General features: G+C 57.5%; 23 protein-coding genes, 4 tRNA genes and 1 riboswitch. Of the genes, 17 read left to right on the plus strand and 10 right to left on the minus strand.

Annotation, left to right across the window (positions count from 1 at the left end):
* Positions 1-40: 40 nt before the first annotated feature.
* Positions 41-550 (minus strand): 6,7-dimethyl-8-ribityllumazine synthase, encoded by a 510-nt coding sequence (locus tag AACY44_RS26175; RefSeq protein WP_065874001.1) that lies wholly within the window; start codon positions 548-550, stop codon positions 41-43.
* Positions 551-646: 96 nt separating this feature from the next.
* Positions 647-816, minus strand: a riboswitch (FMN riboswitch).
* A gap of 190 nt (positions 817-1,006) precedes the next feature.
* On the opposite strand from AACY44_RS26175, the gene ltaE reads away from it, so the two are divergent.
* The 8 genes from ltaE (at position 1,007) to mgtE (ending at position 8,748) form a co-directional block, all read left to right on the plus strand.
* Positions 1,007-2,011 carry a low-specificity L-threonine aldolase gene (ltaE, locus tag AACY44_RS26180; protein WP_339420761.1) on the plus strand — a complete coding sequence of 335 codons (1,005 nt, stop codon included), beginning with the start codon at positions 1,007-1,009 and terminating at the stop codon, positions 2,009-2,011.
* Positions 2,012-2,157: 146 nt separating this feature from the next.
* Positions 2,158-4,776 carry an alanine--tRNA ligase gene (gene alaS, locus AACY44_RS26185; RefSeq protein ID WP_339420759.1) on the plus strand — a complete coding sequence of 873 codons (2,619 nt, stop codon included), beginning with the start codon at positions 2,158-2,160 and terminating at the stop codon, positions 4,774-4,776.
* Positions 4,777-4,871: 95 nt separating this feature from the next.
* The gene (locus AACY44_RS26190) at positions 4,872-6,113 is read left to right on the plus strand and encodes an aspartate kinase (RefSeq protein WP_049711891.1); all 1,242 of its coding nucleotides are present in this window, start codon (positions 4,872-4,874) and stop codon (positions 6,111-6,113) included.
* A gap of 174 nt (positions 6,114-6,287) precedes the next feature.
* A complete protein-coding gene (gene csrA, locus AACY44_RS26195) occupies positions 6,288-6,476 on the plus strand; it encodes a carbon storage regulator CsrA (protein WP_003175645.1) in 189 nt (62 codons plus the stop codon).
* Between the two features lie 62 nt (positions 6,477-6,538).
* A tRNA-Ser gene (locus AACY44_RS26200) sits at positions 6,539-6,629 on the plus strand.
* Positions 6,630-6,737: 108 nt separating this feature from the next.
* Positions 6,738-6,814 (plus strand) — tRNA-Arg (locus AACY44_RS26205).
* Positions 6,815-6,886: 72 nt separating this feature from the next.
* Positions 6,887-6,963, plus strand: a tRNA-Arg gene (locus AACY44_RS26210).
* Between the two features lie 339 nt (positions 6,964-7,302).
* Positions 7,303-8,748, plus strand: a complete 1,446-nt coding sequence (gene mgtE / locus AACY44_RS26215) for a magnesium transporter (protein WP_339420757.1) — start codon at positions 7,303-7,305, stop codon at positions 8,746-8,748.
* Between the two features lie 136 nt (positions 8,749-8,884).
* On the opposite strand, the gene AACY44_RS26220 is transcribed toward mgtE, so the two are convergent.
* The 3 genes from AACY44_RS26220 to AACY44_RS26230 form a co-directional block, all read right to left on the minus strand.
* Positions 8,885-9,211 carry an Arc family DNA-binding protein gene (locus AACY44_RS26220; RefSeq protein WP_003175643.1) on the minus strand — a complete coding sequence of 109 codons (327 nt, stop codon included), beginning with the start codon at positions 9,209-9,211 and terminating at the stop codon, positions 8,885-8,887.
* Positions 9,212-9,588: 377 nt separating this feature from the next.
* A complete protein-coding gene (locus AACY44_RS26225) occupies positions 9,589-9,768 on the minus strand; it encodes a PA3371 family protein (RefSeq protein ID WP_339420755.1) in 180 nt (59 codons plus the stop codon).
* 11 nt (positions 9,769-9,779) lie between these two features.
* The gene (locus tag AACY44_RS26230) at positions 9,780-10,007 is read right to left on the minus strand and encodes a hypothetical protein (protein WP_339439428.1); all 228 of its coding nucleotides are present in this window, start codon (positions 10,005-10,007) and stop codon (positions 9,780-9,782) included.
* A gap of 325 nt (positions 10,008-10,332) precedes the next feature.
* Between AACY44_RS26230 and AACY44_RS26235 the strand changes: the two genes are divergently transcribed.
* Positions 10,333-10,409, plus strand: a tRNA-Arg gene (locus AACY44_RS26235).
* A gap of 96 nt (positions 10,410-10,505) precedes the next feature.
* On the opposite strand, the gene AACY44_RS26240 is transcribed toward AACY44_RS26235, so the two are convergent.
* Both AACY44_RS26240 and AACY44_RS26245 read right to left on the minus strand, forming a co-directional pair.
* Positions 10,506-12,524 (minus strand): TonB-dependent receptor, encoded by a 2,019-nt coding sequence (locus AACY44_RS26240; RefSeq protein WP_339437396.1) that lies wholly within the window; start codon positions 12,522-12,524, stop codon positions 10,506-10,508.
* A gap of 171 nt (positions 12,525-12,695) precedes the next feature.
* Positions 12,696-13,085: a DUF2946 domain-containing protein gene (locus AACY44_RS26245; protein WP_339420752.1), complete on the minus strand. Its 390-nt coding sequence runs from the start codon at positions 13,083-13,085 to the stop codon at positions 12,696-12,698.
* Positions 13,086-13,281: 196 nt separating this feature from the next.
* On the opposite strand from AACY44_RS26245, the gene AACY44_RS26250 reads away from it, so the two are divergent.
* Positions 13,282-13,749, plus strand: coding sequence for a hypothetical protein (locus AACY44_RS26250; protein WP_339420750.1), 468 nt, complete (start codon positions 13,282-13,284; stop codon positions 13,747-13,749).
* Between the two features lie 246 nt (positions 13,750-13,995).
* Positions 13,996-15,381 carry an MFS transporter gene (locus tag AACY44_RS26255; RefSeq protein WP_339420749.1) on the plus strand — a complete coding sequence of 462 codons (1,386 nt, stop codon included), beginning with the start codon at positions 13,996-13,998 and terminating at the stop codon, positions 15,379-15,381.
* Positions 15,382-15,440: 59 nt separating this feature from the next.
* Here the strand turns inward: AACY44_RS26255 and AACY44_RS26260 are convergent, their stop codons facing one another.
* The 4 genes from AACY44_RS26260 to flgA form a co-directional block, all read right to left on the minus strand.
* Complete coding sequence (locus tag AACY44_RS26260) at positions 15,441-16,190, minus strand: flagellar brake protein (protein ID WP_339420748.1); 750 nt, start codon at positions 16,188-16,190, stop codon at positions 15,441-15,443.
* Between the two features lie 96 nt (positions 16,191-16,286).
* Positions 16,287-16,757 (minus strand): flagella synthesis protein FlgN, encoded by a 471-nt coding sequence (locus tag AACY44_RS26265; protein ID WP_339420747.1) that lies wholly within the window; start codon positions 16,755-16,757, stop codon positions 16,287-16,289.
* Positions 16,758-16,805: 48 nt separating this feature from the next.
* Positions 16,806-17,120: a flagellar biosynthesis anti-sigma factor FlgM gene (gene flgM / locus AACY44_RS26270; protein WP_339420746.1), complete on the minus strand. Its 315-nt coding sequence runs from the start codon at positions 17,118-17,120 to the stop codon at positions 16,806-16,808.
* Positions 17,121-17,260: 140 nt separating this feature from the next.
* Positions 17,261-18,031, minus strand: a complete 771-nt coding sequence (gene flgA / locus AACY44_RS26275) for a flagellar basal body P-ring formation chaperone FlgA (protein ID WP_339420745.1) — start codon at positions 18,029-18,031, stop codon at positions 17,261-17,263.
* 81 nt (positions 18,032-18,112) lie between these two features.
* On the opposite strand from flgA, the gene AACY44_RS26280 reads away from it, so the two are divergent.
* From AACY44_RS26280 to flgE, 6 genes are all read left to right on the plus strand, one after another.
* Positions 18,113-19,045, plus strand: coding sequence for a chemotaxis protein CheV (locus tag AACY44_RS26280; protein WP_339420744.1), 933 nt, complete (start codon positions 18,113-18,115; stop codon positions 19,043-19,045).
* A gap of 43 nt (positions 19,046-19,088) precedes the next feature.
* Positions 19,089-19,916, plus strand: a complete 828-nt coding sequence (gene cheR / locus AACY44_RS26285) for a protein-glutamate O-methyltransferase CheR (protein ID WP_339420743.1) — start codon at positions 19,089-19,091, stop codon at positions 19,914-19,916.
* A gap of 242 nt (positions 19,917-20,158) precedes the next feature.
* Positions 20,159-20,566, plus strand: coding sequence for a flagellar basal body rod protein FlgB (gene flgB / locus AACY44_RS26290; protein WP_010208346.1), 408 nt, complete (start codon positions 20,159-20,161; stop codon positions 20,564-20,566).
* 3 nt (positions 20,567-20,569) lie between these two features.
* Positions 20,570-21,013 carry a flagellar basal body rod protein FlgC gene (flgC, locus tag AACY44_RS26295; protein ID WP_065873987.1) on the plus strand — a complete coding sequence of 148 codons (444 nt, stop codon included), beginning with the start codon at positions 20,570-20,572 and terminating at the stop codon, positions 21,011-21,013.
* Positions 21,014-21,029: 16 nt separating this feature from the next.
* A complete protein-coding gene (gene flgD / locus AACY44_RS26300) occupies positions 21,030-21,755 on the plus strand; it encodes a flagellar hook assembly protein FlgD (RefSeq protein WP_339420741.1) in 726 nt (241 codons plus the stop codon).
* Positions 21,756-21,786: 31 nt separating this feature from the next.
* Positions 21,787-23,091: a flagellar hook protein FlgE gene (gene flgE, locus AACY44_RS26305; protein ID WP_339420740.1), complete on the plus strand. Its 1,305-nt coding sequence runs from the start codon at positions 21,787-21,789 to the stop codon at positions 23,089-23,091.
* Positions 23,092-23,254 lie beyond the last annotated feature (163 nt).

The following is a 23,254-nucleotide window of genomic DNA, read 5'->3' on the forward strand; positions in this document are numbered from 1 at the left end:
CACACAAGCCCAGCTCTGAGGCTGGGCCTGGCGGTATTGTTTAGACCGCTACAGCACGCGGCTCGCTGCGACGGATCGCACGCACTTTGTGCAGCGTATCGGCGCAGGTCCGCGCCGCTTCCTGGCCTTTGTGCACGAAGTGCTCGTAGAAAAAGGTGTGGTGCTCAGTGCCCGCATGGAAGTGATGCGGTGTCAGCGATACCGAGAACACCGGCACTTCAGTTTCCAGCTGCACCTGCATCAGGCCGCTGACGACCGATTGGGCCACGAATTCGTGACGGTAGATGCCGCCATCCACCACCAGCGCAGCAGCGACGATACCCGCGTAGCGGCCGGTCTTGGCCAGCAGCTTGGCGTGCAGGGGCATTTCAAAGGCGCCGCCGACTTCAAAGAAATCAATATCCGATTCCTGGTAGCCCTGGGCGATCATTTCGGCGAGGAAGCCTTTGCGGGATTGGTCGACAATATCCTTGTGCCAGCAGGCCTGGATAAACGCGACGCGCTCGCCGTGATGGTTTTTGCTTTTGCTGTCGATTGCGGTGGGTTGCATGTTCTGACTCCTGTTTAAGAAAAAAACAGGGCGTTATGAATCGAATGGGATTTAAGGGTACGCAAGCACATTTCGTGCACGGCCCTTAGGCGCCAATCCCGTTCTCTCTTCATCCGGACTATGACCGTCGGCCCCGGGATCACACCGGGTCTGCTGACCTTGTCGCCGTCCTGCGTGAGCAGTTCGAGGCGCCAAGCGCTCGCGGGCTATACACATTGCGTGTAATTACCGCCGGTGGGGAATTGCACCCCGCCCTGAGAACGTTGCCACCAGAACCCTGGCGGCGGAGAGTTTTTAACACGGTTTTTCGCAAACTGCACGATCACCGTATCGATAAGCTATATCGGTTTGTTTGGTCGGTATTCGATTGAATGCAGCGGGGGCTTGATATTCCGTGGCTTTGCCCGCAGTAATCACTCACAAAAAGAACTTACTGAACCCCTAGAGGCTTGTTTCATGTCTGTGATCGACCTGCGCAGCGACACCGTGACCCAACCCACTCCCGGCATGCTCGACGCCATGGCCACTGCTGTCAGCGGCGATGATGTGTATGGCGAAGACCCCAGCGTCAATCGTCTGGAGGCCGAGCTGGCCAAGCGCCTGGGCTTTGCCGCTGCGCTGTTCGTGCCTACCGGAACCATGAGCAACCTGCTGGCGTTGATGGCTCACTGTGAGCGTGGCGAGGAATACATCGTCGGCCAGCAGGCCCACACCTACAAATACGAAGGTGGCGGGGCAGCGGTGTTGGGTTCGATCCAACCGCAACCGCTGGACGTGCAGGCGGATGGCTCCCTGGACCTGGACCAAGTGCTGGCGGCGATCAAGCCGGACGACTTCCATTTCGCCCGTACCCGCCTGCTGGCACTGGAAAACACCATGCAGGGGAAGGTATTGCCGCTGGACTACCTGGCGAAGGCGAGGGCATTCACCCGGGAACAGGGTCTGGCCCTGCATTTGGATGGCGCACGGCTCTACAACGCCGCGGTCAAGCTGGGCGTGGAGGCGCGTGAGATTGCCAAGCACTTTGATTCGGTGTCGGTGTGCCTGTCCAAGGGCCTTGGCGCGCCGATTGGCTCAGTGTTGTGCGGTTCCACGGCGTTGATCGCCAAGGCCAGGCGCCTGCGCAAGATGGTCGGCGGCGGCATGCGCCAGGCCGGTTCCCTGGCGGCGGCCGGGCTGTATGCGCTGGATCACCAGGTGCAGCGCCTGGCCGACGACCACGCTAACGCCCAATGGCTGGGCGATGAGCTGCGCAAAGTGGGTTATGAAGTGGAGCCGGTACAGACCAACATGGTCTACGTGCAGATCGGTGATCGGGCCGAAGCCTTGAAGGTTTTTGCTGCCGAGCGTGGTATCAAGTTGAGCACTGCGCCGCGCCTGCGCATGGTCACGCATAGGGATGTCAGTCGGGCGCAGATCGAGCAAGTCGTGCAGGCATTCGTCGAGTTTTCGCGCAAATGAGCCTGCAGACCGTCTAATTGAACCGTTCAATCGTATAAACACGCTGTACCCCCGGCAAAGGGCCGATATAATGCGGCCCTTTGCCGTCGCTCCGTCTGATGATGTTGCGCACTGGCCTTTGGCCGCAGCCTCCGTGGAAGAACCTAATGAAAAGCGCAGAAATCCGTGAAGCCTTCCTTCGCTTCTTCGAAGAGCAAGGTCACACCCGTGTCGCCTCCAGCTCCTTGATCCCAGGCAATGACCCAACCCTGCTGTTCACTAACGCGGGGATGAACCAGTTCAAGGACTGCTTCCTGGGCCAGGAAAAGCGCGCCTACACCCGCGCCACCAGCAGCCAGAAGTGCGTGCGTGCCGGCGGCAAGAACAGTGACCTGGAAAACGTGGGCTACACCGCCCGCCACCACACGTTCTTCGAAATGCTGGGTAACTTCAGCTTTGGTGACTACTTCAAGAAAGATGCGATTACGTTCGCCTGGACCTTCCTGACCGGCGTGTTGAAGCTGCCAGAGGAAAAACTCTGGGTTACCGTGTACGCCACGGACGACGAAGCGTACGACATCTGGACCAAGGAAGTCGGCGTGCCCGTCGAGCGCATGATTCGCATCGGCGACAACAAGGGTGCGCCGTACGCTTCCGACAACTTCTGGACCATGGGCGATACCGGCCCGTGTGGCCCTTGCACCGAGATCTTCTACGACCACGGCGCCGACATCTGGGGTGGCCCCCCGGGTTCGCCCGAAGAAGACGGCGACCGTTACATCGAGATCTGGAACAACGTGTTCATGCAGTTCAACCGCACCGCCGATGGCGTGTTGCATCCGCTACCTGCGCCGTCGGTGGATACCGGCATGGGCCTGGAGCGGATCAGTGCGGTGCTGCAGCACGTTCACTCCAACTACGAAATCGACCTGTTCACCCAGTTGTTGAGCGCGTCGGCCGCGGCGATTGGGTGTGCCAATGAAAGCCAGTCTTCCCTCAAGGTGGTGTCTGACCACATCCGTTCCTGCGGTTTCCTGATCGCCGACGGTGTGTTGCCGTCCAACGAAGGCCGTGGCTATGTGCTGCGCCGTATCATCCGTCGCGCCTGCCGTCACGGTAACAAGCTGGGCGCCACTGGCAGCTTCTTCTACAAAATCGTGGCCGCACTGGTTGCCGAGATGGGCGAAGCCTTCCCGGAACTCAAGCAGCAGCAAAGCACTATCGAGCGCGTGCTCAAGGCTGAGGAGGAGCAGTTCTCCAAGACCCTCGAACACGGCCTGAAAATCCTCGAGCAGGACCTGGCTGAACTCAAAGGCTCCGTGGTGCCAGGCGATGTGGTGTTCAAGCTGTATGACACCTATGGCTTCCCGATGGACCTGACCGCCGACATCGCCCGTGAGCGTGAGCTGACCATTGATGAAGCGGGTTTTGAGCGTGAGATGGAAGCCCAGCGCGTGCGTGCTCGCTCCGCCAGCTCCTTTGGCCTTGACTACAACACCCTGGTCAAGGTTGACGTGCCCACCGAATTCATCGGTTACAAGGCTACCGTTGGCGCTGCCAAGATCGTTGCCCTCTATAAAGACGGCAAGTCGGTCGACGTGTTGAGTGAAGGCGAAGAGGCGGTTGTGGTCCTCGACCAGACGCCGTTCTACGCCGAGTCGGGTGGCCAGATTGGTGATTGTGGTTTCCTGAGTTCGACGTCCGGCCGTTTTGAGGTGCGCGACACCACCAAGACCGGCGGTGCGTTCCTGCATCACGGTGTGTTAGTGCTGGGCAACTTGACGGTTGGTGCGCCGGTGGACACCCAGGTCGATGCCGATGTACGCCATGCGACCGCGTTGAATCACTCGGCCACTCACCTGCTGCACGCCGCGCTGCGCCAGGTACTGGGCGAGCACGTTCAGCAGAAAGGTTCGTTGGTTGACAGCCAGCGCCTGCGCTTCGACTTCAGCCACTTTGAAGCGATCAAGCCCGAGCAGATCAAGGCCCTGGAAGACATCGTCAACGCTGAGATTCGCAAGAACACCCCAGTAGAAACCGAAGAAACCGACATCGAGACCGCCAAGGCCAAAGGCGCCATGGCGCTGTTCGGCGAGAAGTACGGCGACAACGTGCGTGTCTTGAGCATGGGCGGCAGTTTCTCTGTGGAGCTGTGTGGCGGTATCCACGCCAACCGTACCGGCGACATCGCCCTGCTGAAAATCATCAGCGAAGGGGGTGTAGCGTCCGGTGTGCGTCGTATCGAGGCCGTCACTGGCGCTGCAGCCCTGGCCTACCTCAATGCGGCTGAAGAACAACTCAAGGAAGCGGCCAGCCTGGTCAAGGGCAGTCGCGACAACCTGATCGACAAGCTGTCCGCTGTGCTGGAGCGCAACCGTGCGCTGGAGAAACAGCTGGAGCAGTTGCAGGCCAAGGCGGCCAGTGCGGCGGGCGATGATTTGTCGGCTTCTGCGGTGGACGTCAAGGACGTGAAAGTGTTGGCTGCGCGCCTGGACGGTCAGGACGGCAAGGCGCTGTTGGCCTTGGTCGATCAGTTGAAGAACAAGCTCGGCCGCGCAGTGATCCTGCTCGGCGGTGTCCATGAGGATAAGGTCGTTCTGGTTGCCGGTGTAACCAAGGACCTGACTGGCCAACTCAAGGCCGGTGATTTGATGAAGCAAGCCGCCGCGGCAGTGGGCGGGAAGGGCGGTGGTCGTCCGGACATGGCGCAAGGCGGTGGTGTAGACGCTGGCGCCCTGGACGCAGCCCTGGCCCTGACCGTGCCGTTTGTCGAGGCAGGTATTTAAGGCACTGTTAATCAGCCCGTGGTCTAGTCGCGGGCGGGTTCGGTGCTGGTTGATTGGTTATCAGGCGCCCCTTTACGGGCTGAGGCGGCTTAGAAATGGCTTTGATCGTACAGAAATTTGGAGGCACCTCGGTCGGCTCTGTCGAAAGAATCGAGCAGGTGGCCGACAAGGTTAAGAAATTCCGCGATGCTGGCGACGACCTGGTGGTGGTGCTGTCGGCCATGAGCGGCGAGACCAATCGCCTGATCGATCTGGCCAAGGCAATCAGTGGTGATCAACAGCCGCTCCCGCGTGAGCTGGATGTGATCGTGTCCACCGGCGAGCAGGTGACCATCGCCTTGCTGGCCATGGCGCTGAATAAGCGCGGTGTGCCGGCGGTGTCCTACACTGGCAGCCAGGTGCGTATCCTCACTGACAGCGCGCATACCAAGGCGCGCATCCTGCAAATTGATGATCAGAAAATTCGCACTGATCTAAAAGCCGGCCGCGTGGTAGTTGTAGCGGGCTTCCAGGGTGTGGATGAGCAGGGCAATATCACCACCCTCGGGCGTGGCGGTTCAGATACCACCGGCGTGGCGCTGGCGGCGGCGCTCAAGGCCGATGAATGTCAGATTTACACCGATGTGGATGGCGTCTATACCACCGATCCGCGTGTAGTGTCCGTGGCTCAGCGCCTGGATAAGATCACCTTTGAAGAGATGCTGGAAATGGCCAGCCTTGGTTCCAAGGTGTTGCAGATCCGCGCGGTGGAGTTTGCCGGCAAGTACAACGTTCCGCTGCGCGTATTGCACAGCTTCAAAGAGGGTCCGGGCACCCTCATTACTATTGATGAAGAGGAATCCATGGAACAGCCAATCATTTCCGGTATCGCTTTCAACCGTGATGAAGCCAAGCTGACCATCCGTGGCGTGCCAGACACCCCGGGCGTGGCGTTCAAAATCCTGGGCCCTATCAGCGGCGCGAACATCGAAGTCGACATGATCGTGCAGAACGTATCGCACGATAACACCACCGATTTCACCTTCACCGTGCACCGCAACGAGTACGATGCGGCGGAGCGGATCCTGCAGAACACTGCGAAGGAAATCAGTGCCCGCGAAGTGATCGGCGACACCAAGATTGCCAAGGTGTCGATCGTGGGTGTGGGCATGCGTTCGCATGCCGGCGTTGCCAGCCGTATGTTTGAGGCCCTGGCCAAGGAAAGCATCAATATCCAGATGATCTCTACCTCGGAAATCAAGGTTTCGGTGGTGATCGAAGAGAAGTACCTGGAACTGGCTGTACGTGCGCTGCATACCGCTTTTGAGCTGGACGCTCCGGCCCGACAGGGCGAGTGATGCAGTGCCAGAAAGGCGCGGTTTACCGCGCCTTTCATTTTTTTGTAGGGCGCATGTTCTTTTGCGTGGGCTCGACAATACTTAGGTGGTAGAGCTACGGCTTTTAGGTTGTAGGTCGAATGCCTTTTTTTTGCAGACTGTTGTTCCTGAACTGAAATGCGTGAGGAGAAAGGTATGTTGATTCTGACTCGTCGTTGCGCAGAAAGCCTGATTATCGGTGATGGCGAAATCACCGTGACCGTGCTTGGCGTCAAAGGCAATCAAGTACGTATCGGGGTTAACGCTCCGAAAGAGGTAGCGGTGCACCGCGAGGAAATCTACCTGCGGATCAAGAAAGAGAAGGACGAAGAACCAAGCCTTTAATTTTTATCGTTTTTTATGTTTGCAAACGGGGATGAACGTGGTTAATATACGCCCCGTGTTGCGGAGAGCTGGCCGAGTGGCCGAAGGCGCTCCCCTGCTAAGGGAGTACACCTCAAAAGGGTGTCGGGGGTTCGAATCCCCCGTTCTCCGCCATTATTTGCTTAGTACGTTGCAATCTGGTTTTTTCGGTAAGTTGTTGAAGTTACTCGAAAAAATAGCTTTACATAGAGATTGAACGGCCTATAATGCGCGGCAACAAATGCACTCGTAGCTCAGCTGGATAGAGTACTCGGCTACGAACCGAGCGGTCACAGGTTCGAATCCTGTCGAGTGCACCAATTAAGAGTCAGTTGCAGCAATGCAGGTGATTCGGTTGCAACCAGTTGTGATCTGGTCTAAAAACACAATCTGCACTCGTAGCTCAGCTGGATAGAGTACTCGGCTACGAACCGAGCGGTCACAGGTTCGAATCCTGTCGAGTGCACCATACAAACAAAAAGCCCGCCTAGTGCGGGCTTTTTGCCGTCTGGAGTTTGTGTAGGATTTTTTCTTTTTCGCTTCTCTCATGTGTTTTCCTTCCACACTGCGTCGTCGCAGTTCATAGATGCAGCCAATGCTTAGCGTTGGCTCGCAAGCGCTTGTTCTTTCCAGTTTTTTAACGTTTAAAGTGGCCGGGCGGTGTATCATTGCGCCCGTCAGCCCCGCCGGGGCTTGTGGAATACCTCCATGGACTTACCCAGTAGTTACTCAGTACCCCGTTTTACCAATCATGAATTGACTGATTGATCCTTCCGGCGTGCCCCGCTGCTGGGAGTGGAGTTCGCCTATGACCGAAGTAGAAGTAAAGAAAAAAACACAAGACAGCCTGCAGGATCGCTTGGCTCAAGTCATTGAGCTGCTGCAGCGCCAGCGCGTGGTCGAAGACCTTACGCACCGCCAGGATGGCCCGAATAACGACTTGGTCGAAAACCTTGTCCACCGGCAAAACCTCGTCGAGCTGCAACGCAAGCTCGATGACCTGCACTCCGCCGACGTCGCCTATATTCTCGAAGCCCTTCCGCTGGATGACCGACTGGCCCTTTGGCAATTGGTCAAGGCTGATCGTGACGGCGACATCCTGCTCGAAGTATCCGACTCAGTCCGTGAAACCCTGATCGCCGACATGGACGATCATGAGCTCCTGGCTGCGGCCAGGGAGATGGACGCCGATGAGCTGGCTGACCTTGCCCCCGAGCTGCCACGTGATGTTGTCCATGAGCTGATGGAGGCGCTGGACACGCAACAGCGCGAGCGCGTGCGCTCTGCGTTGTCTTACGATGAGGATCAAGTCGGCGCGCTGATGGACTTCGAGATGGTCACCATCCGCGAAGACGTCAGCCTGGAAGTGGTCCTGCGCTACCTGCGCCGGCTGAAAGAGCTGCCTGGTCACACCGACAAGCTGTTCGTGGTCGACTACGAAGGCATTCTCAAGGGTGTACTGCCGATCAAGCGTCTGTTGGTCAATGATCCCGACAAGATGGTTGCGGATTTAATGGCCAGCGATACGGTGAGTTTTCACCCAGATGAAGATGCCTACGACGCGGCGCAAGCATTCGAGCGTTATGACTTGATCTCGGCGCCGGTGGTCGACAAGAACGGTAAATTGATTGGCCGTTTGACCATCGATGAGATCGTCGACCTGATTCGTGAAGAGAGTGAAACTGAAGTCCTCAACATGGCGGGTTTGCGTGAAGAGGAAGATATCTTTGCGTCGGTCTGGCGTTCGCTGCGTAACCGCTGGGCCTGGCTGGCGGTCAATCTGGTTACCGCCTTTATTGCCTCGCGTGTGATCGGCTTGTTCGAAGGCTCCATTGAGAAGCTGGTAGCCCTGGCGGCATTGATGCCGATTGTGGCTGGTATTGGTGGCAACTCCGGCAACCAGACGATCACGATGATCGTGCGCGCGATGGCGCTGGACCAAGTGAGTACGGCTAACTCATCGCGTCTGTTGCGCAAAGAGCTGGCCGTGGGCCTGATCAACGGGTTGGTGTGGGGTGGGGTGATCGGTGTGGTGGCCTACTTGCTATATGGCAGTTGGTCGCTCGGCGTGGTGATGACTGCTGCCATGACCCTCAACCTGCTGTTGGCGGCCCTGATGGGGGTGTCGATCCCCATGACCCTGGCGCGTCTTGGGCGGGACCCGGCGATGGGTGCCAGCGTGATGATCACAGCCATGACCGACAGTGGTGGATTCTTCATCTTCCTGGGCTTGGCAACAATTTTCCTGCTCTGATCCCTTTCGGAGGGGGCAAGTCTGCCCCCTAACGAGCTCCCGGCGTAGCACCAGCACATCAAAATGTGTGGATGCCTATACAAATTCCAGGCAAAAAAAAGCCAGCACAGGGCTGGCTTTGGCTTTCAGCTGCAAATCAATTGGCTTCTGCGGCCGCCTCAACGTCGTGCGCGATGAGCGAGACGAGAGCATTTTGCTGGCGGTGGGAAAGCTGGCGAAAACGCTGCAGCAGTTCGCGTTCGTGCAGCGACAGCTCGGGGCTGTCCAGACGCATGCTCAACTCGTCGCCCAGCGCACCTTCCTGAATGAGGCTTTGTTCCAGGCGCGCGATGATTTCGGAGTTCATGCTGCGGTGATGATTGCGAGCCACCTCGGCAATGCGTTCACGCATTCCGTCTGGCAGACGTACGACGAACTTGTCAGCCGTACGGCTGGAATAAATTGCCTGTTTCAATGGGCGCATATATTTAACCGGTTAGTTCAGGGGAGCGGTTTTTGGAATTGGCCGCAAGATGAATGTTAAGACAAGACTCACGACCAAAGTTCAACCCGAATTGCAAAGAGGCCGCATCATGCCTCAGATTTGCCAGTTCCTTGGCGTCAATTCTGTGACAAATATTGAACTGACTAAAGGCTTTATGCCAGCACTCATTTGTTTTTTTGCGGACTGGTTTGAAAAATCTTCTACGGGTGATTCCGCGAGGGAACTTCCCATAACTCCAGACCAGCACAGGGCTTGAGGCCGAACATCCTACAGCAAGGTGGCACTTTGCCCTTAGTTTTAAGAATAGTGGCAATCTGCCGATTAGCCAGAACAAGGCGACGTAAGGTAGGAGGGGATCAGCGCAGGACAGGGTCGAACTTGATACGACGACCGACAATGAGGGAGATCAACAACAGGCTGGCAAACACACCGGTGGCAATAAATGCGGTGGTTTGGCCGTCTTGCGATTCGGCGCCCAAGCCCACAGCGCCGGTGAAGGCGGTCAGGCACAAAAACAGCCAGGCAGATTTGGTCATTTACGATTTCCTTAGAAAACCCAGTGTTCAGATGCAGGTGCAGCCTGGGTGCCTTCGGTCAGGCGTACCAGCGATTGCGCGTTGGGCGTCATTACCGCCAGTTGCGGCCGCTGTTGCAGGTGATGCGGGACAGCCTGACTGATCTGCGCAGGATCGTCAGCGCCAGTCGATTGAAAATGGAATGTTGCTAATGCAGCCAAGGCTACGGTGTTGAGGGCTAACAGAAGGGCACTGTTCATGGTCATGTTCTCCGCTTAACGCCGTGGCCTGTTGGGTTTGTAGGAGAAGTATTGCAGGTCTCGTGCCAATCCATTAATCCAATAAAATCAATGGTTTAAGTGTACTTTAAAGGTACGAAAGGTTGCAATTTGCAATGATGGCATTTTGAGGGAGTGCATTTTGCACGATGGCGGCAAGTGCCCGGATTTACGGGGCGAAACTGCGATCAGCCGCGCAGGGATCGGCCTACACTCAAAAAGCCGACGGACGACATGACAAAACCCACCTCGGCCGTTAACATGCACGCCGTCCGTCGCCGTGCCCTTGGCCAGACGACTGTCATTTGTCCCAGTAGCTCAATTGGATAGAGCATCCCCCTCCTAAGGGGAAGGTTGGCCGTTCGAACCGGCCCTGGGACACCATCTACCTCAAGGCTTTCAGCTACCCTCCCTCTGCTCGGTACGGCATCTCCGTGCCCCGGGCTGCGCAGCCCATATTGACCTGCGCAATGCCCCCGCTCAGAAGTCCACAGTTACGCCGGTGTAAAGCGCGCGCCCATCACCTGGAGAATGCAGGGATGCCTGTGCACCATCCGGGTCGTACCAGACGTATTCATAGTATCGGTCTGTAAGGTTTTTTAGTTGTAGGTCGACGCTGACGGACTGCGTCACCTTGTAGGTTGCACCCAGGTTAACCAGCACGTAGCCGCCATAGGTTCCTTTGGTGTTTTCCCGCTCCAGATAATAGTGAGTCTGGCCGTTCATCCAGGCGGTGAGCTGTAAGGCAGGTGTCACGTCATAGCTTATGCCTGCGTTGTAAAGGTGATGCGGGATGTGATCGATTTCCTGACCTTTGCTGTTAGGCAGCGTTGCGCTCGGCCGGAGTATTTTCGAGTACTGCCACGAGTACGCCATCCAAATTTCGGTGCGGTCGTCAGGGTGCAGGTTCATTTGCAAGTCATAGCCCCACCGCCGGGTTTCACCGACGTTATCGGACTCGCCGCTCGGGTCATTAAGCCTGCGACTGACTTCCCCAGAGGCCTCTTGCTGCCAATAGGCGACTCGCCCATCGACCCAGTCAGCCGGCGTGAACTTGATGCCCGTTTCCCAACCTTCGTTGATCGAAGGTGCCAGGTCAGTATCCCGGGGCGGAATTTTATAGGCCGCCGCTCCCGTGCCTACCTGAAAGGTGCGCCCCCAGTTTGCGTAAACGCTGGCGACCTCCCATGGGGAATAGACAACGCTGATCTTCGGCTGCTTGATCAGTCCGTAATCGTTGATGTCGAAGTCGGCGCCGGTCATTTCGTTGGTGAAGTCACCCTGGATCTTGTCGACCCGGTAGGCCGGTACGATCTTCAGTGACTCGAAAGGTTTGATCTCGGCTTGGATATAAGCGCCGTAGGTGTCGAAGTCGAACTGTTGATTGCGAGTGGTCGCCAGGCGTGCACGGTCTTTGGTGCGATAGCGTTCGCTCTTGTTTTGCTGTTGTTGTACGTCTGCACCACCTTCCAGGGCAAAATCGTATAGCCCGCTGACGTCCGGGCGCCACGTCAATGACGTGAGGGCGCCGTATTGAGTCTCGTAGGTGTCGCGCTCCTGCTGCGAGCTTGTTTGCCAGTATTGCGTCCAGCGCCTGTCATCGAAGGTGTTGACGTAAGTCTTGGCTGACCAGGCGAGCGTATCAGCCAGGTCGGTATCGAAATGCAGGCTGACCTGGTTCATGCGCCGGGTGCCTTTATCCGTGGCATTGAAACGGTTGGTCATCTCGGGGTGATGACGTGCATCGTCCTCAGCCAGATAGCCCGGCTCCAGAGCCTCGGTTTCGTAGTGACGTGCGATCAGGCCGATGCGGTAGCTGGCATCGTCGGGCGTATAGAACCATTTGCCTGACATTGAGAACTTGTCGGCTTCGGCATGATCCCGGTAGCCCTCGGACTTCTGATAGGCGAAGAAATAGTTTTGAGTCCAGTTGCTGCTTTCAATGCCTTTGGCGAGTTGGGCCTCCTGGGTATTGAAGCTGCCATAACGAAGCCGCGCTTTTGTGTAGTCGCCACCCGTGCGGGTCAGCATATTGACGTTGCCGGCGATGTTATTCAGGCCATAACGCGCATCGCTGGTGCCACGCACCACCTCGATGCTGTCCAGCTCCATGGGAAAAATCATGTCCATGTACGGCATGTTGCCGTCGTTGCTATTGCTTGGGATTCCGTCGATCAGCAATTTGACCGCATTCACTTCCCCTTCGCCGTTGAAGCCTCGCAAGGAGATCTTGCCGGAGGTGGTGCCTTGGTTGAACTCCGTAAGCATCACTCCCGGGGCGCGGCTGAACAGTTCCCAGCTGTAATTGACGGGCATCTTTTCGAGGATGTCTGCCCCCAGGATATCTACCGAGCTGAGGACGGTGCTGGTGCTCAATGGGCCGCTGGGCGCCGCTTGAACATTTACTGTGCCGAGGGTCAACGTTGAGTCTTCCACCTTGGTGACGTCAGCCAACGCGGAGCACAAGGGGCTTATTGCGAATAAACCAGCGGACATCATCGGCCACAGGGGACGGGGCACAGGCAAACGCTTTGCGTGACGCAAAGGCAATGGAGCAGGCATAGCACGCACTTCCTGATGATCAAGAAACTTTAAGGGCGTTCAGCGTCCTTCGCGGGCCGCTAAAAGGATTTAAAGAGAGCTGCACCGGACAATGTCGCGGTGTTGTGATCAGGCGAGGGGGGAGGCGCGTGGACTGAGGCTGGGCCAACGAATCCTTGGGTGCCGGGTTGGCAACTCTGGATTTTCGAGGGAGGTATCGGGTGTGTACTGCGGCAGAAAATGCCGGTAGTAGTTGGAGGGTAATGCGGCCAGTCCGGCGTGGCCACAACAGCAGTCACCGTGTTGCATGACCGATTTCGACTGAGGTACCTGTAAGGCATCGATTACTTTGCTGAATGCTTGAGGCAACGCGCTCGAGTTTCCACCCGAACAGAACCCGCCCCAGAGCATCAGGCGCGTGTCGGGCGTCTGCATCGCACGGCTCAAGGGCATGGCGAACAGGTTCAGCAAGACCGCCAGGCAGGCGATCCAGGGGCTGATGCGCTTCAACGAACCCATAAATGAAATCGCCGTAAAGGGGCCACTATTTAGCCCGCTTTAACGGATGAAGTAAATTTTTCCAGGGTGCGCTATTTTGCCACAGGTGCTACACCTTTGCGGGCGCGTGATGGTAATCAGGGGCATTATCGCTGCCTATTCACGGCACCCGCCACATCCGTTTGATCAAGTGACAGCAGGGAGTAGGCGACCTTTGATGGATATTCAATTTTGCGGTAATGGCACGCGTGATAACCCGTCTATAGGTACATGCGATGAATACCGCGTGAGCGGCATTACCAGCATCGATGATCTGACCGGGGCTTATCGTAAGCTGGCTGACACCCACCCTGGTTTTAAGCCCTTATTCTCGCTTGATGATCTGTCCCAGGCCCGTTACACCTCAGGGCATGCGCGCAATAATCTGGGGATGGGCGACGCATCGGCGCAGGACATCATCGGGTTGCCTCCAGCGTGCTTCGAGATGGGTGAATACATCGGTTATCCGACGACTTCATTCGTGCTGAGCCGCCCGATATATCCTTGGCTGACCGCGTTGCGAAGGATTTTTGTGCGCTCTACAACACTGACGATGAAAGCCTGCCAGCACGGGTCCGTGCAGTCACAGAGGCGATCTCAGGTCGCACGCACCAGTGGTTGCGTTACGTGGAGTGACGCTTTGTGAAAGCCATAAGCCCTGACGGCCGAGCATTTTCGATACTTTGTCGAACCTTGTCGGTGTTCAGGGTTCTCAGCACGTGCGCGGTGTATTTATCTCAACTTATGTACCTTGCAAGCGGTCGGGCAGCGTCTGAGCTATTACGCACAATAATCCCCGGAAACAGCGAATGTTGCCTGTCCGGACCCGGCCACCCCGGACTATCATGCCGATAGTCCTACCTCTCACCGCAAGGAGCCGCTCGGAACGCCGATGCGCCAAATCTGGAAATCTTTTCGAGCCCTTTATTTCGCCTCTTTGATGATGCTGATCGGCTCCGGCTTGCTCAGTACCTACCTGGCGTTGCGCCTGGCGGCGGACCATGTCGACAGCCTGTGGGTGGGTGCGCTGATGGCGGCCAACTATTTTGGCCTGGTGCTGGGAGGCAAGATCGGGCACCGCCTGATTGCCCGGGTCGGGCATATCCGCGCCTATGCCACCTGTGCTGGGATTGTCGGCGCAGCGGTGTTGGGCCATGGCCTGGTCGACTGGCTGCCGGCCTGGATTGTGCTGCGGATCATCGTAGGCCTGGGGATGATGTGCCAGTACATGGTGATCGAAAGCTGGCTCAATGAGCAGGCCGACGTCAAGCAGCGTGGGGTGGTGTTCAGCGGTTACATGATTGCGTCCTACCTGGGCCTGGTGCTCGGTCAACTGATCCTGGTCATGCACCCCCAGCTTGGCCTTGAATTGCTGATGCTGGTCGCGCTGTGTTTTGCCCTGTGCCTGGTGCCGGTGGCCATGACCCAGCGTATTCACCCGGCACCGCTGCATCCGGCGCCGATGGAGCCGCGCTTCTTTATCAAGCGCGTGCCACAGTCACTGAGTACTGTGCTGGGGTCGGGCTTGATTGTCGGTTCTTTCTACGGTCTGGCGCCGCTCTATGCGTCGCAGCAAGGGCTCAGCACCGAGCAGGTCGGCTTGTTCATGGGTAGCTGCATTTTTGCCGGCCTGCTGGTGCAATGGCCGCTTGGCTGGTTATCGGATCGGTATGACCGGGCGCTGCTGATCCGCTGTTTTGCCTTGTGCCTCGCGGTGGCGGCGTTGCCGCTGGCCATCATGTCCAAAGTCCCCCTGGAAGTGCTGTTTGTCGCTGGGTTCTTGTGCTCGCTGGTGCAGTTTTGCCTGTACCCGTTGGCCGTGGCGTTTTCCAATGACCACGTCGAAGGTGATCGTCGGGTCTCCCTGACAGCGATGCTGCTGGTGACCTACGGTGTCGGCGCCAGCATCGGGCCTTTGTTGGCGGGCGTGGTGATGAAGCTCTTTGGCAGTCAGATGCTGTACGCGTTCTTCAGTCTGTGCGCGGTGATCCTGGTATGGCGCATCCGCCCGAAAGCCGTGACCAACCTGCACCAAGTGGAAGATGCGCCACTGCATCACGTGGCGATGCCTGACAGTATGTCCAGCTCACCGCTGGTCGCTGCCCTGGACCCGCGGGTTGATGAGCAGGTGGTGCAAGAGCAGATGCAAAACACCGTTCCCGACCCGGAGCCGGAGACCGAGCCGCAACCACCGACGGATGAGCCGCCCTTTGAGGGGCCGCCGGAGCCGCTGGGGCCCGAAGAGCATCCGCATGACTTGAGCAGGGCGCGTCCCTGAAAGCAAAAACGGGCAGATCCCTCAAGGATCTGCCCGTTTTTTATGGCGGTTGTTAAGCCTTAAAAATCGTCGTCTTTGTCGAAGCGCCGTGCTTCACGTTGGAGCTGGTATACAAAACGCTCGACCTGACGCTGCACCAAACCACTCATGTTATGGAAGCGCACGCCGGCGAAGGTGGTGTTGATCCTTTCTTCGAAATGCAGATAACGCAGTTCGACCGAGGTGGTCATGCTGCCAAAGGGCAGTGCCGCGATAAACCGATCGTAGACCTGGCCCAGTTGCAAGCGCTCGGAAATGTCGCCTTCAAAACGCAGTTTGCAGCCGGTAGCGGAAATATCCAGCAACTTACCGTTGACCGGCGCTTGGAGTTTCTCGCCGCCCAATTCGATGTTGATCAGTTGCGCCAACTTCAACGCGGCGCGAAAGGCATTGCGCCGTTGATGGTAGACCACCTCGTCAGGCAGGCCGCCGGTGTAAATACGGTGGCCGTCCTTTTCGCTTACGGTAAGCGTACCGTTGCTTTCCCATGCGATACGCACACCGTCATGGAAACCTTCAATGCGGAACGGTTCGCCATTTTCGAGGTGGCGTTCACCGTCGCGGGGGATCATTTCATCCAGGGCGAGGGTACCGCCGTCCCGATTGACGTCCACCAAGTAGCTCTGGAAGCGTTGGCTGCGTTCATGGAAGGTGATGATCAGCGGGTCATGGCTTTCTTGCAGCATCCGCAAGGTGCTGGCGATTTCCAGAGGGGTGGTGAGGACCTTGGGTGGCTGCGGGGCATCTTCCGCATTAAGGGCGTTGAACACGGTTCTTCCATCTCCAGACAAAATACGACTACACGCAAGAGCAGGCATTCTGCCAGTATGTTGCGCGCCTTGGATAGGCCGCGCTGTAAACGGGCGTCAGGCTTGGCTGCGGGTGCTTGGCTTGACCAGGCGCGAGGTGGAGCCTTGCGCGTTATATAGCGCCGGAGGCTCACCGCCGTGAAGTATACGCAACTGGTTGGCGGTCGTAGCTTGCTGAAGCTGGATCGACTGACCGTTGAGCCGGTTGGCTTCCTGGCACAAGGAGAGCAATTGATTGAGTTCTTTGCTCTGGGCCAGTAATTGGTCGCCGACCGAGGAGTGGCTGGCCAGCTGCGCCAGGCCGTCCTGGTCGGCGGGCAGGCCCAGGCTGATGAGGATCTGACTGCGTTTTTTGCCGTGCTGTTCCAGCAGGACAATCAACGACTGCTTGCGCGCCAGAATTTCTTCCAGCAAGGGCATATCGCGGCCGTAGAGGGCCAGGGATTCCTCCCTGAGCAGCTCGAGCAGCTGTTGCGTCGGCGCTAGATCATCAATGATCAGCTGAAGCAGATTTTCGTCGTGATGCATGGCTGGCCTTGGGTTTTAAGCGTCCAAAAGCCCGGCGCAGGCCTTTGCCTAGCGCTCGGCTTCGAAGTTAAGCAGCTTGCTGGCTACACGGTTGCTGTCGACTTTATAGCTGCCATCGGCGATTGCCTGTTTCAATTCAGCCACACGGGCTTTATTGACCACCGGTTGATCGCGCAGCGAGTCAGTGACCTTCTGCAACTGTTGAGCCTCATTGCTCAGGTGTACGGATTCCCCGCTCTGGCTGACGCTGGCCTGTTCTGCCTTGGCTGGCAGAGGCTGGGCCTTGGCTTCCACGCTTTCCTTGGAACGCGTAGTGCCTGCCGTTGATGGGGCGTTATTCAAACGACTGAAATCGATGACCATGATAAAAAACCTCTGGGTATTTGGACGCTTGCCATGTTTTCGGCAATACCCGGATTAACTTTAGGCGCGAATGACAATAAATCTCCGCACGGAACATCTCGTGCACAGTGTAGAAAAAGCCAGCGTCCACTACCAGCAATCTATAAAGCGACCTCGACTTGCCCCGGCGCCGTTACCCTGGCCTTGATTACCCGGTTGGAATTGAGGTTCTTGACGCGTATCTGTTCGCTCATACCGCCGTTGGACAAGGCTTCCCCCGGCATTTTTACCTGCAGTGCACCACTGCTGGCGGAAATGACCACCTGTTCGCCTTTGCGAATCACCTCTGCCTGCTCAAGATGCACCAGCGTGATCACCTGGTCAGTGACCACTGGTCGGGTCAATTTCTGCCCGATGGCCTGATCGAGGGACGTCAGGTAGCCCTGACTGATCATGCTGATGTCGCGCTCGCGCAACACAACGTCCTCGAAACCGATGATGCCGGTGCGTTTGAGTGGGCGGGCCACCACCACCACATCGCGAAACAACTTGACCTGGGCCGGCACGAACACGGTCCAGGGCGAGGCGCCGTCGCAGCGAACCTTGACCGTCACGCGGCCGATGGGCTGTGCCGGGCTTTCCAGGGTGGCTGTCAATTCCTTGTCGCACATTGGCATGCGCAAACGCGGGTCCAACTGGTTGACCTGGATTTCATAACGCCCTGGCGTCTGGGTGGTCGCCAGATAATCTTCTACAGTGAACTCAAGAAAGCCTTGAGTGACGCCGATAAGTAGATCAGGCAGGGTGACGTTATCTGCGCGGGCTGTGGCGCTCAGGCCCAAGGCGAGGGCGAGTATCGCCAGCGGTGTGCAGAACAATCTGCAAAACCGTGTAGGGTTGGAGCGTCGGGAAACCGTCGTTTTAATGTCCATAATCAATAAATAGCAAAGCTCGTGCCGTTTAGCGTTGGGTGCGCGTCGCACCCTCAAAGGTTTTAGCGTAGGAGTCTGGGCATGGCAGGAGTAATGGATTCAGTAAACCAGCGCACACAGCTGGTAGGGCAGAATCGCCTGGAGTTGTTGCTTTTTCGCTTGGATGGCAAACAGCTGTATGGCATCAACGTGTTCAAGGTGCGGGAAGTGCTGCAATGCCCCAAGCTGACGATCATGCCCAAGTCCAGCCCGGTGGTGTGCGGCGTTGCCAATATCCGTGGCGCGACGATCCCGATTCTTGATCTGGCCCTGGCCACCAGTTCTGCAGGTTTGCAGGATCGCCAGAATCCATTCGTGATCATCACCGAGTACAACACCAAGACCCAGGGTTTCCTGGTGCGCTCGGTGGAACGCATCGTCAACATGAATTGGGAGGAGATCCATCCGCCGCCCAAGGGCACGGGTCGCGATCATTACCTCACGGCAGTGACGCGGGTAGATAACCAGTTGGTCGAAATCATCGACGTGGAAAAAATCCTCGCCGAAGTGGCACCCACGTCGGAATCGATTTCCGTGGGTGTGGTGGACGCTGAAACTGCGCACAAGGCAGTCTCCCTGCGCGTGTTGACGGTGGACGACTCTTCTGTGGCACGTAAACAGGTGACCCGTTGCCTGCAAACCGTCGGCGTGGAAGTGGTGGCTCTGAACGATGGTCGCCAGGCGTTGGACTACCTGCGCAAGCTGGTGGATGACGGCAAGAAGCCAGAAGAAGAATTCTTGATGATGATCTCCGACATCGAGATGCCGGAAATGGACGGCTATACCCTCACGGCCGAGATACGCAACGATCCACGCATGCAAAAATTACATATCATCCTGCATACTTCGTTGTCGGGTGTATTCAACCAGGCAATGGTCAAGAAGGTCGGTGCCGATGACTTCCTGGCCAAATTCCGCCCCGATGACCTGGCATCCCGGGTCGTCGAGCGGATCAAAGCAGCAGATCACGGCTAGGGGCTTTTTCCCTGGCGATCACACGATTTAAGAGGCGGTATCAGTGTCTACAGGTAATTTGGATTTTGAACAGTTCCGGGTCTTCCTGGAAAAGGCCTGTGGCATATTGCTTGGTGAAAACAAGCAGTATCTGGTATCCAGCCGTCTCAACAAACTGATGGAGCAGCAGGGCATCAAGTCGTTGGGTGAGCTGGTCCAGCGCATCCAGGGGCAGCCGCGCAGCGGGCTCAAGGAAATGGTGGTCGATGCCATGACCACCAACGAAACCCTGTGGTTTCGCGACACCTACCCCTTTGAAGTGCTCAAGAGCAAAGTGCTGCCGGAGGCCATCAAGGCCAGCCCGGGCCAGCGCCTGCGCATCTGGTCGGCGGCGTGCTCCTCGGGGCAGGAGCCGTACTCGATCTCGATGTCCATCGATGAGTTCGAGCGGACCAACATGGGCCAGTTGAAGGCCGGGGCGCAAATCGTGGCCACCGACCTGTCCGGCACCATGCTCACCAACTGCAAGACCGGCGAGTACGACAGCCTTGCCCTGGGCCGTGGCTTGTCCCCGGAGCGCCTGCAGCGTTACTTCGACTCCAAAGGGGCGGGACGCTGGGCAATCAAGGCGCCGATCAAGAGCCGCGTCGAGTTTCGCTCGTTCAACCTGCTCGACAGCTACGCCAGCCTGGGCAAGTTCGACATGGTGTTCTGCCGCAACGTGTTGATCTATTTCTCCGCTGAAGTGAAGAAGGACATCCTGCTGCGCATCCACGGTACGCTCAAGCGGGGCGGCTATCTGTTCCTCGGTGCATCCGAAGCGCTGAACGGTTTGCCGGATCATTACCAGATGGTGCAGTGCAGCCCGGGGATCATCTACCAGGCTAAATAGTACGCAAATCTAAAGGTGGGAGCGGGCAAGCCCGCTCCCACTTTTTTTTGTGGCAATTCTCCCAATAGCGGCAACCCTCCATTGCCGCTTTACTGGCGCCACGCGGAAACCCCTTGCCGCTTTTCTGGCATTGCCGCCGGCAACCGCCTCGCAAACCCTTGATATACGGGCCTGCGCAAGATTGGCATGCACCTTGCTATAGCTCTGTTAACGAAAAGCAGGTCAGCCTAAAGGTTTCCGCCATGAGCATCAGCTTCGATAAAGCGCTCGGTATCCACGAACAAGCCCTGGGCTTCCGCGCCCAGCGTGCCGAAGTCCTGGCCAACAACATTGCCAACGCCGACACCCCGAACTACAAGGCTCGGGATCTGGACTTCTCCGCCGTGCTCGCCGCACAGCAGGACAAGACCAAAAACGGCACCTTCGCCTTGAACATGACCAACAGCCGTCATATTGAAGCGCAAGGCCTGAGCAATGGTGACGAGTCGTTGCTGTATCGCACGCCGATGCAGCCGTCGATCGACCAGAACACCGTCGACGCCCAGCTGGAGCAATCGGCCTATGCCGAGAACTCGGTGAACTTTCAAGCCAGCTTCACCCTGCTTAACAGCAAATTCAAAGGGCTGATGTCAGCCCTGCGTGGAGAGTAAGCCATGTCCCTGTCCAGTGTTTTCAATATTGCCGGCAGTGGCATGAGCGCGCAGACCACGCGTTTGAACACCGTCGCCAGTAACATCGCCAACGCCGAGACCGTGTCTTCGAGCATTGACCAGACCTACCGTGCCCGTCACCCGGTGTTCGCCACCATGTTCCAGGGTGGCCAGGCTGGCGGCAGCGATTCGCTGTTCCAGGACCAGGGTAATGCCGGTTCTGGCGTCCAGGTGCTTGGTGTGGTCGAAGACCAGAGCAACCTTGAAGCCCGCTACGAACCCAACCATCCCGCCGCGAACGAAAAGGGTTATGTCTACTACCCCAACGTCAACGTGGTTGAGGAAATGGCCGACATGATTTCCGCCAGCCGTTCGTTCCAGACCAATGCGGAAATGATGAACACCGCCAAAACCATGATGCAGAAGGTCCTGACCCTGGGTCAGTGATAAGGGGCGCCAAATAATGGCCATCGTTGATACGAGTAACAACACGGCAGTCCAGGACCTTTTCAACTCCAAGGTCAAGGCCGCGACAGACAACAGCAGCGTCGGTGATGCAGCCAAGACGGCGACGGGCAGCCAGTCGCTGGGCAAGGATGCGTTCCTGCAACTGCTGGTGACCCAACTGAAAAACCAGGACCCGTTGTCGCCGCAAGACAACGGCGCGTTCGTGGCCCAGTTGGCGCAGTTCAGCAGCCTGGAAGGCATCAACACCCTGAACGACTCGGTGAACAACATCTCGAGCAACTTCAGCTCGTCGCAAGCTTTGCAGGCGTCGTCGCTGGTAGGGCGTTCGATCATCACCCAGACCGACAAGGCGCTGGTGGACACCAGCAAGAGCATGACCGGTTCAGTTGCAGTGACTGCGGCGACAGGCAACGTCGCCATCAAGATCACCGACAAAGACGGCAACGTGGTGCGCACTATTGATACGGGCGCCCAGAGTGCAGGCAACTCCGACTTTATCTGGGATGGCAAGAACGACAAGGGTGAGGTCGCCCCAGCGGGCACTTACACCTTCGCGGCCACTACCAAGAATGACAACGGCGACGCGGTTGCCTTGGCAACTTCGCTGCCGGCAACGGTAACCAGCGTGACGTTGAGCAAGACCGGCGGCGAAATGCTGCTGAACCTTGCAGGCGGCATGGGCAGCGTCAGGCTGTCGCAAATCCAGACTATCGGTACATAGAGCCGGCTAACTACGGCAGAGGGAGAGAAACATGTCTTTTAATATCGGCCTTAGCGGCCTCTATGCGGCCAACAAACAACTGGACGTGACCGGCAACAACATCGCCAACGTCGCGACCACTGGCTTCAAGTCGTCCCGTGCGGAGTTCGCGGACATCTACGCGGCCTCCAAGCTGGGCACCGGCCAGAACAGCATCGGCAACGGCGTGAACCTGGCGGCTGTGTCCCAGCAGTTCACCCAGGGTGACGTCAACAACAGCGGTGGCGTACTGGACATGGCGATCCAGGGCGGTGGCTTCTTCGTTCAGAAGGGCAGCGACGGCTCGCTGGAGTACACCCGCAGCGGTGCCTTCCGTGCCGACAAAGACGGCTATATCACCAACAATACCGGCACTTCGCGCTTGCAAGGCTACGCCGCGGACGCGGACGGCCAAATCGTCAAGGGCGGCTTGACCGACCTGCAACTGAACCTGTCGTACCTGCCACCCAAGGCGTCCACCAAGGTGGATTCCACCAGTAACCTGAACTCGTCGTCGCCGGTGATCGACCAGGTTACCAAGCTGTTTGATCCTACTGATACGAGCACCTTTACCACCCAGAACAGCACCACGTTGTATGACGCCCAGGGTAACTCCCACGAAATGGTGCAGTACATGGTGAAATCGGACGCCAACGAGTGGAAGGCTTACACGTTGATCGACGGCCGTAACCTGGATGGCTCTAAGCCTACAACCACCGGCGCCACCGCCCCCGTGCCGGCGACCTATACCTTTGACGGTGCCGGTAAGCTTCTGGGGGTCACCGGTACAGGTGTGGTCGGCACGACCCTGACACTCACGGGTTGGGTCCCGGGTACGGTGACCAACGGTACATGGGCGCCAAACAACGCTACAGCGCCGGATATTGCCGTCAATCTGGGCAATGTCACCCAGTACAACTCGGCCAGTTACCGCAACCCGCCGACCACCGATGGTTACGCTACCGGGCAGATCACCGGCCTGAAAATCGACGGCAGCGGCGTACTGTTCGCCACGTTCAGCAACCAGCAGAGCAAGGCCATCGGCCAGATTTCCCTGGCCAGCTTCAACAACGAACAAGGTTTGCAGCCGTCGGGCGGCACCACTTGGAGAGAGACCTTCGCCTCGGGTCAACCGGGTTACGACACTCCGCAATCCGGTACCCTGGGTTCGATCGTGGCCAACTCCCTGGAGAACTCCAACGTCAACCTGACCAACGAGTTGGTGGACCTGATCAAGGCCCAGAGCAACTACCAGGCGAACGCCAAGACCATCTCCACCCAGAGCACCATTATGCAGACCATCATTCAGATGACGTGATGCAGTCGTGCTCCATAAGAAGCCCCTCGTAAGAGGTAATGCTGTTCACTTAAGCATTTGAGCTCACGTCGAAGTTCCTAGAAAATCCGATGCCAGATATCTGGCATCGGATTTTTTATGTCTGTTCAGCAGCACCTGCTCGACCTCGGCGACCTTTTCAACT

It is taken from the genome of Pseudomonas sp. RA_15y_Pfl1_P11, assembly GCF_963970975.1.
GTDB lineage: Bacteria > Pseudomonadota > Gammaproteobacteria > Pseudomonadales > Pseudomonadaceae > Aquipseudomonas > Aquipseudomonas tritici.